This window comes from Pantoea sp. S18 (genome assembly GCF_045689705.1).
Taxonomy (GTDB): domain Bacteria; phylum Pseudomonadota; class Gammaproteobacteria; order Enterobacterales; family Enterobacteriaceae; genus Pantoea; species Pantoea symbiotica.
In genome coordinates, this window is the sequence record NZ_CP142688.1 from 2,580,358 (window position 1) to 2,593,851 (window position 13,494).

Annotated in this window: 15 protein-coding genes and 1 tRNA gene; 7 read left to right on the forward strand and 9 right to left on the reverse strand. The window is 53.3% G+C overall.

Features of this window, described 5'->3' with window-relative positions; translation table 11 throughout:
• The first annotated feature begins 205 nt into the window (after positions 1–205).
• Together VIJ98_RS11995 and VIJ98_RS12000 are read left to right on the forward strand one after the other, a co-directional pair.
• The gene (locus tag VIJ98_RS11995; RefSeq protein ID WP_323275823.1) at positions 206–997 is read left to right on the forward strand and encodes a mannosyl-3-phosphoglycerate phosphatase-related protein; all 792 of its coding nucleotides are present in this window, start codon (positions 206–208) and stop codon (positions 995–997) included.
• A gap of 26 nt (positions 998–1,023) precedes the next feature.
• Positions 1,024–2,244 carry a glycosyl transferase gene (locus VIJ98_RS12000; protein ID WP_008105424.1) on the forward strand — a complete coding sequence of 407 codons (1,221 nt, stop codon included), beginning with the start codon at positions 1,024–1,026 and terminating at the stop codon, positions 2,242–2,244.
• Here the strand turns inward: VIJ98_RS12000 and dgcQ are convergent.
• The 6 genes from dgcQ to VIJ98_RS12030 all read right to left on the reverse strand — a co-directional run bounded on the left by dgcQ (position 2,241) and on the right by VIJ98_RS12030 (position 6,303).
• Complete coding sequence (gene dgcQ, locus VIJ98_RS12005; RefSeq protein WP_061717617.1) at positions 2,241–3,893, reverse strand: cellulose biosynthesis regulator diguanylate cyclase DgcQ; 1,653 nt, start codon at positions 3,891–3,893, stop codon at positions 2,241–2,243. The two genes, VIJ98_RS12000 and dgcQ, sit on opposite strands and share 4 nt — an antisense overlap.
• 133 nt (positions 3,894–4,026) lie before the next feature.
• On the reverse strand, positions 4,027–4,206 hold the full coding sequence (locus VIJ98_RS12010) for a YodC family protein (protein ID WP_008105429.1): 180 nt from the start codon (positions 4,204–4,206) through the stop codon (positions 4,027–4,029).
• 182 nt (positions 4,207–4,388) lie between these two features.
• A complete protein-coding gene (locus VIJ98_RS12015) occupies positions 4,389–4,523 on the reverse strand; it encodes a hypothetical protein (RefSeq protein WP_323275884.1) in 135 nt (44 codons plus the stop codon).
• 44 nt (positions 4,524–4,567) lie between these two features.
• Positions 4,568–5,470, reverse strand: a complete 903-nt coding sequence (locus VIJ98_RS12020; protein WP_008105432.1) for a DUF808 domain-containing protein — start codon at positions 5,468–5,470, stop codon at positions 4,568–4,570.
• Positions 5,471–5,484: 14 nt separating this feature from the next.
• Positions 5,485–5,757 carry a hypothetical protein gene (locus VIJ98_RS12025; RefSeq protein ID WP_008105433.1) on the reverse strand — a complete coding sequence of 91 codons (273 nt, stop codon included), beginning with the start codon at positions 5,755–5,757 and terminating at the stop codon, positions 5,485–5,487.
• Positions 5,758–5,826: 69 nt separating this feature from the next.
• Entirely contained in the window at positions 5,827–6,303 is a 477-nt protein-coding gene (locus tag VIJ98_RS12030; RefSeq protein WP_154157379.1) for a very short patch repair endonuclease, read from the reverse strand.
• 128 nt (positions 6,304–6,431) lie between these two features.
• On the opposite strand from VIJ98_RS12030, the gene dcm reads away from it, so the two are divergent.
• Positions 6,432–7,823 (forward strand): DNA (cytosine-5-)-methyltransferase, encoded by a 1,392-nt coding sequence (gene dcm, locus VIJ98_RS12035; RefSeq protein WP_154157378.1) that lies wholly within the window; start codon positions 6,432–6,434, stop codon positions 7,821–7,823.
• Positions 7,824–7,947: 124 nt separating this feature from the next.
• Positions 7,948–9,540, forward strand: coding sequence for a methyl-accepting chemotaxis protein (locus VIJ98_RS12040; protein WP_154157377.1), 1,593 nt, complete (start codon positions 7,948–7,950; stop codon positions 9,538–9,540).
• A gap of 42 nt (positions 9,541–9,582) precedes the next feature.
• On the opposite strand, the gene VIJ98_RS12045 is transcribed toward VIJ98_RS12040, so the two are convergent.
• Positions 9,583–9,831 carry a hypothetical protein gene (locus VIJ98_RS12045; RefSeq protein ID WP_008105442.1) on the reverse strand — a complete coding sequence of 83 codons (249 nt, stop codon included), beginning with the start codon at positions 9,829–9,831 and terminating at the stop codon, positions 9,583–9,585.
• A 76-nt stretch (positions 9,832–9,907) separates the two neighbouring features.
• Positions 9,908–10,606 carry a phosphohydrolase gene (locus tag VIJ98_RS12050; RefSeq protein ID WP_154157376.1) on the reverse strand — a complete coding sequence of 233 codons (699 nt, stop codon included), beginning with the start codon at positions 10,604–10,606 and terminating at the stop codon, positions 9,908–9,910.
• Positions 10,607–11,176: 570 nt separating this feature from the next.
• On the opposite strand from VIJ98_RS12050, the gene VIJ98_RS12055 reads away from it, so the two are divergent.
• From VIJ98_RS12055 to VIJ98_RS12065, 3 genes are all read left to right on the forward strand, one after another.
• Complete coding sequence (locus VIJ98_RS12055) at positions 11,177–11,851, forward strand: hypothetical protein (RefSeq protein ID WP_008105447.1); 675 nt, start codon at positions 11,177–11,179, stop codon at positions 11,849–11,851.
• A gap of 204 nt (positions 11,852–12,055) precedes the next feature.
• A complete protein-coding gene (mtfA, locus tag VIJ98_RS12060; RefSeq protein ID WP_008105449.1) occupies positions 12,056–12,832 on the forward strand; it encodes a DgsA anti-repressor MtfA in 777 nt (258 codons plus the stop codon).
• A gap of 103 nt (positions 12,833–12,935) precedes the next feature.
• Positions 12,936–13,011, forward strand: a tRNA-Asn gene (locus tag VIJ98_RS12065).
• Positions 13,012–13,160: 149 nt separating this feature from the next.
• Here the strand turns inward: VIJ98_RS12065 and VIJ98_RS12070 are convergent.
• On the reverse strand, positions 13,161–13,328 hold the full coding sequence (locus VIJ98_RS12070; RefSeq protein WP_167391193.1) for a hypothetical protein: 168 nt from the start codon (positions 13,326–13,328) through the stop codon (positions 13,161–13,163).
• Positions 13,329–13,494: the final 166 nt, after the last annotated feature.

The window sequence follows — 13,494 nt, forward strand, 5'->3', positions numbered from 1 at the left end:
CCATTCATGAGAATCGCCCCACGCACCGCGTCACAGCTGGTTTCAGCTGTGCACGAAATGTGCATCGCGCATCCCGCTACGTCTGCTGTTTAAGAATTATCCTGGATGTCGCTGGCCGGGTCGCCGGAAAAAGTGTGATCGCGATTCCGCTATTATACTGATTACTCTTCGCTTTACGGATGCCACTGGCGTAAGGAGTGTGATGATGCTGAGTCTTAACTCTTCCCTGATGATCGTTACCGATCTTGATGGCTCATTACTTGATCATCATGACTACAACTGGGATGCGGCCAGTGAATGGCTGGCGCGTCTGAAACAACATCAGATTCCGCTGGTGATTTGTTCCAGCAAAACGGCGGCAGAGATTATTCCACTGCAAAAGAAGCTGGGCATTGCTGGCGCACCTTTTATTGCTGAAAACGGTGCGCGCGTGATGTTGGGCGGTGAACAGACGCCGCCGACCGAAACCAGCGCCGGCTATCACGCGCTTTGCAAGACGCTGCACGCGTTGCAGGCGCGGTTCCGCTTTAACGGTTTTCATGAATTTAGCGATGCCGAAGTAGCACGCTTTACCGGATTAACGCTCACCGAAGCCAGCCAAAGTCGCCTGCGCGAAGCGTCGGAAGTAGTGCTATGGCGCGATGATGAACACCGTTTGCAGGAATTTCGTGAGGCGCTTGCCGAACACCATCTGGCGTTAACTCAGGGCGGACGCTTCTGGCATGTGATGCCCGCCGGCACCGGCAAAGGTATCGCGCTGGCGGAAATTCAGCAGCATCTTGCCACGCAAGAAGGGGAATCACGCACCACCATCGGCCTGGGCGATGGTCCCAACGATGTGCCGATGCTGGAGCGCGTTGATTATGCCGTGGTGATAAAAGGCTTCAGCAAAACGCCGGTAGAACTGCAACGCACCGATACCGAGAACGTTTACCACACCGCGCACGTCGGTCCGCAAGGCTGGCGTGAAGGTCTGGACTATTTTCTTGCCGAGTAACGGCCTTTAACCAGAAGGATGAGACGATGAGTGATTTTTACCAGAATGGTGTCATTACTAATTTCCATAATCTCACCCACCGCAGCGTCGAATCGCTGGAAAAGGAGATGGTGCGCTTCTCACGCAAACGCAAAATGGGGCTGATTTTGCCGTCGCTGTTCTCGGAACTGGAAGGCCCGGCGCTGGATAACATTGTTAACGAACTGGCGAAAGTGCCCTATCTGGATGAGATCGTGATTGGCCTTGACCGCGCCGATCGCGACCAGTTTCTCTTTGCGCGCGAGTTCTTCTCCCGCCTGCCGCAGCGCCATCGCATTTTGTGGAATGACGGCCCGCGCCTGAAAGCGCTGGACGCCGAACTGGATAAAGAGGGTTTGTCGCCGAGCCAACCCGGTAAAGGCCGCAATGTGTGGTTCTGCACCGGCTACACGCTGGCTTCCGATCGCACCCAATGCGTGGCTCTGCACGACTGCGATATCGTCACCTACGAACGCGGCATGCTGGCACGTTTGCTCTATCCGCTGGCCAATCCATCATTTCAGTATGAGTTCTGCAAAGGCTTTTACGCGCGTGTGGCCGATGGCAAATTGAATGGCCGCGTTGGGCGTTTGCTGGTGGGTCCGCTGCTGCGATCCTTGCAGAAAGTCTACGGTCACTCGGAATATCTCGATTACCTCACCAGCTTCCGCTATCCGCTCTCTGGCGAGTTTGCCATGCGCACGCACGTGCTTAACGGCATCAAGATTCCCGGCGATTGGGGATTAGAGATTGGCGTGCTGTCGGAGATTTATCGTAACTACACCACGCGCCAGACGTGTCAGGTGGAGATTGCCGATAACTACGACCACAAACATCAGCCGCTGGCGGAAGATGATGGCACCGGAGGTTTGAAGCGCATGAGTAATGACATCGTGCAGTCGCTATTGCGTAAGCTGGCGACCATGGGCGTGCCGCTCACCAGCGATTCGTTCCGTGTATTGAAAGCTACTTACTACCGCAATGCGCTGGATATGATGGAGATCTACAACCACGAAGCCACCATGAACGGCCTGAAGTTTGATCAGCATATTGAAGAAGCGGCGGTAGAAATGTTCACCCAGGCGATTCTCGATGCCGGACAAGCTTTTATTGAGCGTCCGAACGAGAAACCGTTTATTCCCAGCTGGAGCCGGGTGCAATCGGCTTTCCCGGATATTCTGCAGCGTATTTATCAGGCCGTCGAAGAGGATAACGACGGCAAAGTTTAATCCGCTGCGCAGACGCGATTACGCCCACCGGTCTTCGCCAGATAGAGCCTGCTGTCCGCGCTGGCCTGCAGGCTCTCAGCCTCATAATCGCCCTGCTCTTCGCTGCCGCTGACGCCCGCCGAAAGCGTAATGCCAAAGGTGGTGCTGGCGTTAACCAGAATGGTTTTCGCCTCCAGCCGCACGCGAATCCGCTCCGCCACCGCCTGCGCCTCTGCCAATGTTGTTTCTGGCAGCACAATGCAGAACTCTTCCCCGCCGACGCGTCCAGCGACATCGTATTTGCGTAGCGTGTGGCTGATCACGCTCGCCACGCGGATAATGGCCTGATCGCCGGCCTGATGTCCCCAGGTATCGTTGACCTTTTTGAAATGATCGATATCCAACTGAATTACCGCCAGCGGCGTTTGCTGCTGCTGGCCGCGCGCCGCCAGCGCATCAAATTGCTCGAAGAAGGCACTGCGATTGAGCAGGCGTGTCAAACCATCATAATTTGCCCGCCACACCAGTTTGGCCGACATATCATTCAGGCGCCGCACCAAACGGAATATCACCTGATGCGCCGCCACCAGCAGCAGGACAAACACCAGCCACATGCCCACCATAAACAGCGCCACGCGGCCTAACTCTTGTGAAAAACCCTGCTTCAGACTTTGAACATTGACGATATAGGCATCAACGTTCCTGAGTTTGCTCCAGGTAATAAATTGCGTTCCGAGCCGCGACACGCCGGCTGGACTCTGCAGAATTTGCTGCTCTAGCAAGGCCTTTTGTTCTGCGGTTAATGGCTGGTCGTTGGGTGCAGTCAATCGGGTAATTTCATGCAGTGAGCGATCCAGCAATACCATTTTGCCCTGCAATGAGCTGTTGCGCGCGGATGCAAGCAAGGCATGGATACGCGACTGAGTGAAATCCATCGACAGCACGCCGTACCAATAACCTTCGCTGATAATCGGCGTGCTGACCGTCATCATCAGCCCTTCATCAAATAAGCCCTGATAACCTTCGGTCCAGCGCAGGCGTGCATGCAGCGGATTGTGCGGATCCTGATCGCGGAAATAGGGGCGCTGGATCATGGTGGCGTAGCTCTCTTCCAGCTCCTGCGCGTTTTGCGGCGGACGCGAACTGATGTAGAAACCGGCTCGCGAGATGTACCAGAAGCGGGAATGGAAATCCTGTTTGGTATCGCCAAACTGCAGGATAAAGCTGAACTCCAGCGCCGCACGCAGTTCATGATCAATATGGGTATCGTCACGCGATAACAGCGGGTCGCGCGTTAGCCAGCTATCGCCGACGCCGTTTATCGGCATACTGCGTGGACTGGAAAGCTGTAGCTGCCAGGGATTCTGCTGACGCAGCTGCTGAAAGCGCGCCACCGTTTCGCGCGCGTGATCGGAATCGAGCGGATGGGTCAGCGCGTAGTTGAGCATTTGCTGGTAATAGAGCAGCTCGTCCAGGCTCTCCTGGAACTGGCTGTCGAGGTTTTTCTGCACGTCGGATAACTGCGCGCGTTGACGCTGTTCGTAATTGTTTTTCAGCTCAAAGGCTTCATGTACGGTGAGAAAAGCGGAGAAGAGAAAGACCGCCAGAAAGCAGAGATGAACCGGTATAAATGGACTTTTCCAACGCGATAATTGAGGTGAGTTTGGCATGTGCATCCCTGCTTCGAAAAGAGGCGAATGCGCAAAGTGTAGTCAGTTTGGGAAAAAATTTATAGGCAGGGATCAAAGGTAAATCATTGAGCTACAACTCCATTCGGGACGGCAAAAACCGTCCCGAATGGATTCAACTGGCCAGCTGTTGCGCGCTCGATAAGTGACTGAGTTCGTCACTGTGGAACGCCTCACGTCGCACGCTATAACCATCATACCAACGACACTCTACCATTCCGCTGGCATAGCCGGTGACCACCATGGTGGGTCCGCCCTGTTTGTGCTGAACTTCGTCACTGATTGCAAAGATCATACCGCACCTCCCTCTTTCATCGTTAAATGACCGAGTTTAGGTATAGCAGCTGTGACCGATTTTTTCCTATACGATAAATCTATTACTTCTACTAAATCAGAATAAGCAGTTAAAAACTCTGTAAATAAAAAAAGCCGACAAGATTTATTGTCGGCTTTGATAGCACTTCCCGAACAGGAAAATTAGATTTTGCAGCCTTCGCAGTCCGCTTCGTCGCTGATATCAGCAGGGATTTCGTTGGCTTTCTCTGCCGCTTTGGCTTCAGCCTGTTCCAGCTGTGCATCGATATCAAATTCAAACATATCGTCGTTCATCATCGTTCTCCTGACCGTGATTAGAAATTTACAGCGCTTTATAACTGCTAGCCGCGCAGCTTAGCAATCAGATTTACGCCTAACAGCACGATCGACCCAATGATAAAGCCGATCACCAGATTGGCGCCGTTGCTCAGCAATGCCGAGACCAAACCGTTGAATCCGGCGCTGTATTCGCTGATGGCGTGATGTAACGGCGTAATGCCGTGCACCACAATGCCGCCACCAACCAAAAACATCGCGAGGGTACCGACCAGCGTTAAGGCTTTCATTAACCAGGGCGCAAAGGCCAGTAATACGCCGCCAATCGCCTGCGCGACGGTAGAGGATTTCTCTTTAAGCCAGAATCCCAAATCATCGATTTTGACAATCATCGCCACGATGCCGTACACGCCGATGGTCACCAGAATAGCGACGCCCGCCAGAATCAGTACCTGATTCAGCAGCGGCGCCTCTGAAACGATGCCTAGCGTGATGGCGACAATTTCTGCCGAGAGGATAAAGTCGGTGCGCACCGCGCCTTTGACTTTATCTTTTTCGAACGCACGCGGATCCTGCTGCGCCAGTTTATCGAGACGCTGTTGACGCGCTTCCGGACTCTGCTCTGCCTTATCGTGATTAAGGCTATGCAGCACTTTCTCCACGCCCTCGTAGCAGAGATACGCGCCGCCAATCATCAGCAGCGGCGTAATCAACCAGGGCGCAAATGCCGAGATCAATAACGCCAGCGGCACCAAAATTAATTTATTGAGAAAGGAGCCTTTTGCCACGCTCCATACAACCGGCAATTCACGGTTGGCTTTGACACCGCTAACCTGCTGCGCATTCAGCGACAGATCGTCACCCAATACGCCTGCGGTCTTCTTTGCCGCAACTTTGCCCATTACCGAGATATCGTCGAGCAATGTTGCAATATCATCCAGAAGTGTAAGTAAACTGGTTCCTGCCAAAGTGGTATTCCTTATTATTCCGGTTCGTGATCCTGACAACAGGGGCAACGCTCAATCGCCGTCACTGACATATCGGCGATGCCCGCACAGTCCCATTCAACGCGTAATGGCCCCGTCAGATCTCCGGCGTGCAAATACTTGCTCACCGGACTTTCCGTCATGCCGCTGATCTCTTCGGTGGCGACCAGCCGATCGCCAAGATAAATGCGCGCCGTGGCTTGGGTTGTCACCATCCGCTCATCGCGGAGTTGATACAGGCGCTTAACGGTAAGTTTGATGCTGCTCATGGCTCATTCCGCGTCCCAGAGAAAAGGGAGATCTAAACTGTTATGGCGGCTAAAAGCAACAATCTCGCACTATTCAACGCGATAGTGATGCAAGCCCTGATGGTCGATTTCGCTGCTGTCGGTTGCCGCCAGCAGCCACTCTTCTAAACGTTCAATCAGCGCGCTGTCGTCCAGCTGCAGTTTGCCGCGCAGCGCGCACTCCCAAACAATCAGTACTTTCCAGCCTCCTTCGCGCAGTTGTTCGACGTAACGCCGGTCGCGCTCAACGTTACTGTTAATTTTGCCACTCCAGAATTCGGTACGCGTGGCGGGCATCTTAAATAAGTAGCAGTGATGACGATGCCAGAAGCAGCCGTGAACAAAGATAATCGCTTTCTCGGCGGGCAGGACAAAATCCGGGCGGCCCGGTAGCGCTTTATCCTGCACGCGATAGGTGAAGCCGCGATCTTTAAGAATCAACGCAATACGCTGTTCAATCGCGGTATCCTGATTGCGAATGGCGCGCATGTTTTTGCTGCGAATGGCTTGCGAGTGAACGTCTGCCATAGCGTCTCCTTGTATTAGCGCTTCTTCAACTTTAGCGGCTTAGGCCAAAAGCGAAAGCACACCGCACGCCAATTTCCTCGTTGCGTGATGAGTGTTAGCATAGCCGCTTCACTGTTAAGGAAAAACGCATGCTCGCTATCGACCCCGTCTCGCCCTCCCCGTTTACCGCCAATCAGGATGACGCGACGTCGCTGTTACTGCAGGTGCTCGATATCTATGCCGCACGCGATGTGGTTATCACCTTAACCGATGCCGGTGGCCGCGACTGGAGCGTGCCGCGTTTGAATCGTATTCGCGCCGGTAAAAGTGCCGCGCCGGCGCTCTCCAGCCGCGAAGTCGCCAGCCTGCAGGCCTTGCTGCCTCAGCGTCCAGCGCATTATGACGACGCCAAATTCCAGTTTGTCGATCTGTTTGCCGGTATCGGCGGCATTCGCCGTGGCTTCGAGCAGATTGGCGGTCAGTGCGTGTTCACCAGCGAATGGAATAAAGAAGCGGTGCGCACCTATAAAGCCAACCTGTATAGCGATCCGCAGTTGCACCACTTCAACAGTGATATTCGTCTGGTAACGCAGCCTGCGGGCATTAGCGATGAGCAAGAAATTTATCAGCATATCGATCGCACCATTCCCGATCATCAGGTGCTGCTGGCCGGTTTTCCTTGCCAGCCCTTCTCGCTGGCGGGCGTGAGCAAGAAGAATGCGCTGGGTCGCGCGCACGGTTTTGAGTGTGAAGCGCAAGGCACGCTGTTCTTCGATGTGGCGCGCATTCTCGCCGCTAAAAAGCCGCCGTTCTTCGTGCTGGAGAACGTGAAAAACCTCAAGAGCCACGACAAAGGCCGCACCTTCGCCATCATCATGGCCACGCTGGATGAACTCGGCTATGACGTGGCGGATGCTAACGACAGCGGTTTGCCGGATGCCAAGGTTATCGATGCGCGCCATTTTCTGCCGCAGCATCGCGAGCGCATTGTGCTGGTGGGCATTCGTCGCGACAGCGGGCTCAGCAAGGGTTTCTCGTTGCGCGCTCTGCCCGCGCTCTATCCGCAAAACGTGCCGTCACTTCACAGCCTGCTGGAAACCCAGCCGGAAGCGAAATATACGTTGTCGCCAACCTTGTGGAATTATCTCTATCAATACGCAAAAAAGCATAAAGCCAAAGGCAACGGCTTCGGCTTTGGCCTTAACGATCCGCGTAATTTGAACATTTGTGTGCGCACCTTATCGGCGCGCTATTACAAAGATGGTTCGGAAATCCTCATCGATCGCGGCTGGGATCATGCGCAAGGCGAAACCGATTTCCAGCAGGCCGAGAATATGGCGCGCCGTCCGCGTCGTTTAACCCCGCGGGAATGCGCCCGCTTGATGGGTTTTGAAGCGCCGGGAGAAGCCAAACTGCGCATTCCGGTGTCCGATACGCAAGCCTACAAGCAGTTCGGCAACTCGGTGGTGGTGCCGGTATTTGCTGCGGTGGCGCAACTGTTATTACCGTTGATTGAACAGTACGCCGCGCAAAAGGCGTAGCTATTCAGGACCACAATTTTATTTAGGGCCGCGCTTCATGCTGTTTTCCGCCTAATCGCGCCCGCTGTCACCAAACTGTCACGCGTGCTGCCAATACTCCTGTTTTATTTTTTGGAGGCGTGTGATGTCACTCCTGTCTGTTATCTCTCTGCCGCTGCGGCTGCGCGCGCGGTTATCCCTGAAAATCCCGTTGTGGCTCACCAGTTTGCGTAGCCAGTTTTTGCTGTTTATCGTGCTGTTCTGCGCGCTGCAGTTTGCCGGTGTGCTGCTGCTGAATACCCACGTGAATCAGACGCAAACTTCACTGCAGCAGGCCAATCAACTGCGCGAACGTCTGGCCCTGTTGGATAAAGCACGCATTGAACTGCTCACCGCCAGCGATAACAGCCATCGCGCCGGCATCTATCTGATGCAGGATCAGCAAAGTGGCTCAGTCGATAGCTGGAAAAGCCTGGCTGCGGCGGCCGATGACTCGTTGAAAAATGCACAGCAACAGTTCGCCGCCTATCACGCCAATGCAGATAGCCCGCTGGCGCAAGGTTTCGCCATGCTGGCGGAAGGATTGCAGGAGCAGCTGAAAGGATTAGCGGCCAACGACATCAACGCCTTTTTTATGGTGCCAATGCAGGCGTTTCAGCAACAGTTTAATGATGCCTGGTTCAGTGAAATCGAGCAGGCTAATCATCAGCTCAGCAGCGTGAATCAGAACACGCTCAGCACCTTGAAGCTGAGCCGCAATATGTCGCTGATTGTCAGCGCGGTGCTGATGGCGCTGTTAGTGCTGGCATCCAGCTTGCTGATGCGCGGCGTGCTGTTGCCGCTGCGTCGCGCTAATTCGCAGCTGGAACAGATCGCCACCGGTGATCTGGTCGATACGCAAAACCATCCGCGTCGCCAGTCGCTGGAAACACGCCAGCTATTCCAGTCGATTGAGACCATGCGGCGCGGCTTGCAACAGATTGTGCGCGACATCAACACGGTGGCGGTCAGCGTGGCCGCCGGTGCCGAGGATATGCAGCAGCACAACGAAAAAGTGATGCAGCAACACCAGAAGCAAAATGCCAGCTTCCATCACTTGTCGCAGCGCCTGGATCGCGTTTCGGAAGAGGTGGAGATCGGTGCTCAGTTCTCGCAGCAGGCAACGCAGGAAGCACAATCAGCCGATGCGTTGATGCGTAACTGCGCGGTAGAGGTCGATAAGATGGAAACCCAGATGCAGCAAATTGTCACCGCATCCGATGATATCGCCGGGATTGTGGGCATGCTGGATGACTTGTCGATGCAGACGCGGTTGTTATCGCTGAACGCCGCCATTGAGTCAGCACATGCAGGCGCTTACGGCCGCAGCTTCTCGGTGGTCGCCAAAGAGATGGGCTTGCTTTCGCAGCAAAGCGGGGCTTCCACGCGCCAGATCGATGGCTTGATTCAGCATACGCAGCAGCATGTGCATGATGGTTTCGATAAGGTGAAAGCGCTGGAAGTGTTGTTCGCGCAGATCAGCGCTGCGGTGTCTGGCGTGGTGACGCAACTGAACGAGCTGCAGCAAAACAGTGCCGCGCAGAGCCATCGGGTGAAAAAGATTGCGTTGGAAGTGGTGGAGATGAGCGGACAGCTGCAGCAAAACGAAGCGTTGAACGCCCATCAGGTGCAATCGGCGGTGCAATTGCGCGAGTTATCGGACCGCCTGGCGCAGCGCGCGCAGCAGTTCCGTATTTAATCTGCAGGCATAAAAAAACCCGTCAATGACGGGTTTTTTCGCTTATTTCTTCTTCTTACTTTTCTTCAGCAGCGCACGAATCTGCTTCAATTCCGCAGCGGAGAGCTGGTCTTCCACCGCTTCCTGGGTGTCCAGGCTATCAATGGCCGGTTGCGCACCCGCATCTAAACTGGCCTGCAAGCGATTAACGATCTCCTGACTCATGGAGATTTGGTTATCTGCGGCTAACTGTTTGATGTGCTCTTTCAGTGCCGGGTCAATTTTAATGGTTAAGTTAACGGTCTCGGTCATTTTCATACTCCCTTTTGATTTACAACAACGTAGCGGAAGCAGATGAAAGTTAACAGACTGTCATAAAAATTTAATATTACGAGTGTATAGGGCTGAAATCCCTTAACACCGATTCATCAACCGACGTCAGATTGCCCTGCAGCTCAGCGCACAGTTTGCCCATATAGTGCACGAGAAAATCCGCGTTATGCTCCGCTAACAGGCGCCCGGCTTCGGTTTGCATGGTTTGCGGTAAACCCAGCAGCTTTTTCTGGAAGTGATCCAGCGTCCACTTCACGTCATCCAGTTCACGCTCTTTTCCTAACGGATCTTCGCTATCGAACAGTGGACGACCTAACGCGCCCGCCGTGTAGAAAACCCGCGCCAGGCCGATAGCACCTAATGATTCGAGACGATCGGCGTCCTGCACAATTTTCGCTTCCAGCGTTTGTGGCGCGATACGCGCGCTAAAGCTGTGAGCCTGCACCGCGTGCGCGACGGCATCCAGCAGTTCAAATGGGAAGTCCGGGAAATCCTGCTGCAGAATGCGGCGCGTCTCTTCCGCCGCATAAGTTGAGGCTAAATGACGTTCAGGATGGTTTTTCGGCAGGTTAACCACATCGTGAAAGTAGCAAGCGGTCATGACTACCATAGGATCGGCGTCGCTGTGCTGCATGATGCGCTTGGCACTCATCCAGACGCGGCGCAGGTGCGCGATATCGTGGGCTTTGTCGTCATGCAGCCAATTGAGCTGCAGCCAGTTCTCGTAGCGTTGTTGCCAGTGAGTAAGTGACATCGTGCTTCTCCTGTTATTGCTGTTATCTAAGTTCCTGCGGACATCATAGCGGCCTGGTCATGACACTTTTTTTACATCCTTCCAGGATGTGCAAAGCGTAAAAATGAGATCCCGATCTTGTTATAGCGCTGTTAACGTCACTTGCACAGTAGCCATTACGATTTCGGCATTTCCTTAGCGCGTTTTAGTTAAATAACTCTGTTCAACAGGCTTAATATATTAGCGTCATCAACAAATTTCGCTTTAGCGCTAAATTCCAGTTATATGTGCTGATATATGCGGCTTCTTAAGGGCAGATCAACACGGCATTATCTGAAAAGGTTCCCATTCTGGGCTTTATAACGTACTGTATCTGGAAAAATTCTGGCTTCGGATCCCTTGCGAAGTCCTTTTCAGCACACATTTTGCTTATGAACCATTTTTAAAATCTAAAATTGCCAGATTAGCCTGATACTAAGGCGACAAATTATTAAGCAAACTGATTCAAACCCATTATGCTAGCTCTCACATCTACGGATGTTGGGGGATTCTTCGCAGTTTCCGGGTTTGTGACACAATAAGAGGTATGCAATGAAAGAACGGCCGATTCTTTTTTCCGAACAGCGGGTGCGCGCCCTGCTGGTTGGCCAGCAAACGCAGACCCGGCGCATTATGAAAACTCAAGCTTTCGGTCCGGGTCAGGATCACCATGAAGGCGTACACGCGTTTGACGTCAGCGCCAATCATCTGCACGGCTATAAATTGATGTCGATGACCGATGTCAGTTCGCACTGCCCATTTGGTCAGGCGGGAGATGGCTTGTGGGTGCGTGAAACCTGGCGCGGCCCGATTGTGCCGGAAAACTTACTGGCAGATTACGAACGCGATCCCCTGCCGTTCCGCAATGCGGCGTATTGCCAATATCGCGCTGACAGCAATGAGCTGGGACAGCTGGATGAGAATTTGCAGAATGCCGAGCAGTTTGGCTGGCAGACCGCCATTCATATGCCGCGCTGGGCTAGCCGCATCGATCTGCAAATTACCTCGGTACGAGCCGAGAAGATTCAGGACATCAGTGAAGATGACATCATGGCAGAAGGCGTGCAGACCGATTCGCACTTCCTGAATAACTTCTTCACCATGAATATGAATTCTGAATCCCCGAAAGAAGCCTACCGCAAAGCGTGGCAGAAACAGTACGGCGCCACCAGCTGGGAAGTGAACCCGTGGGTTTGGGTGATCGCGTTTCAGCGGGTTGAACGCTAAAGATAAACGCTGCGAAGCATGCAAACGTAGGGTCGTCATTCATGACGACCTTTTTCATTTCCTCACCATGACTTTCCCGCTTTGCCACGCCAATCACAGACAAATTCTCGACTAACTGGTTGAATAGCCGGCTTTGATTACGCGCTGGCAATTTCCCCTTTGCCGCGCCAGGATACTGTTTTCGTCTGAAGAGTGAGTGACGCAATGTTCAAATGGCCGTGGCATGCGCAAATAGAGACTTCAGTACTGGCGCTTCCCTGGCAACAGGCGCTAGCGCAGCCCATCTTTTCACTGCTCGATCCTGATGAAAAAACCGCACTGGTTACGCTGGCACAACGCTTCCTCCAGCAGAAAAAAATCTCGCCGCTGCAAGGCCTGCAGCTCGATGAACTGTTGCTGACACGTCTGGCGCTGCTGTTCTGTTTGCCGGTGTTGAAGCTTGGACTCGAATGGCTCGATGGCTTCCATGAAGTGCTGATCTATCCCGAGCCGTTCAACGTCGACGATCGCTGGGAAGATGATAACGGTCTGGTGCACCACGCGCCGGCAGTGCACGCCGGACAAAGCTGGACGCAAGGTCCGGTGGTGTTAAACGCATTGGATATTCAGGATTCACTCGATCTTTCCGGTTTTAACCTGGTGATCCACGAAGTGGCGCATAAACTTGATGCGCGCGGCAGCGGTTATACCAGCGGCATTCCGGTGATGGCGCTACGTGATGTCGCCAGCTGGGAGAAAGATTTGCAGCAGGCGATGGCAGAAATTGAAGCTGAAGTTGAATTAGTCGGTGAACAGGCGGCAACCATCGATCCCTACGCCGCCAGCGATGCAGCAGAGTGTTTCGCGGTGCTGTCAGAGTATTTCTTCAGTGCGCCGGATTTACTGGCTAATCGCTTCCCGGTGATGTATCGCCATCTGCAGCAGTTCTACCGTCAGGATCCACTGGCGCGATTGGCGATGCTAACAGCAGAACCTGCTTAAATCGCGATCGCTTTGTACTAATGCTAGCCAGTTGAATACAAATGTGTTTTAAGCTGTTGACACCTGCAAGGGGCGCCATTAATATTCGCCTCGTTCACACGATTCCTCTGTAGTTCAGTCGGTAGAACGGCGGACTGTTAATCCGTATGTCACTGGTTCGAGTCCAGTCAGAGGAGCCATATTTAGAGAAGCCCGCTTAGGAAACTAAGCGGGCTTTTTGCTTTTACGGATTGCAGACATAAAAAAACCCGCTGGCCGGGAGCGGGTTCTTTATTCATCAGCGCACAGCTCATTCCAGTAGCTGTAGCGGATCACATGGTGCAGGCGCCTATCTCTCATAGTAGCGATACACCGAAGGATGGAACTCAACACCGTACAGTTGGCTGATGGGAATCAGCAGGTCGATATGGTTGCTGAGATCGAATTCGCGCTCTTCTGCGGGTCCAGTCTCGCCATTGATCAGTTGGTTAAACCACTGCTGCAAGAGATGTTTCATTGTCAGCTGCTCCACAAATGATTGAGGCTGACAGTAAACCGCATTCTCCCATATAACCAAAACGATTAGTTGTGCACTTCTTTGCCAATTAATGCATATATGTTGGTGAGCATAAATGCCCACCCCACGAAAACCCTGGCAAACAACTGTAGGGCTGAGGGATCCC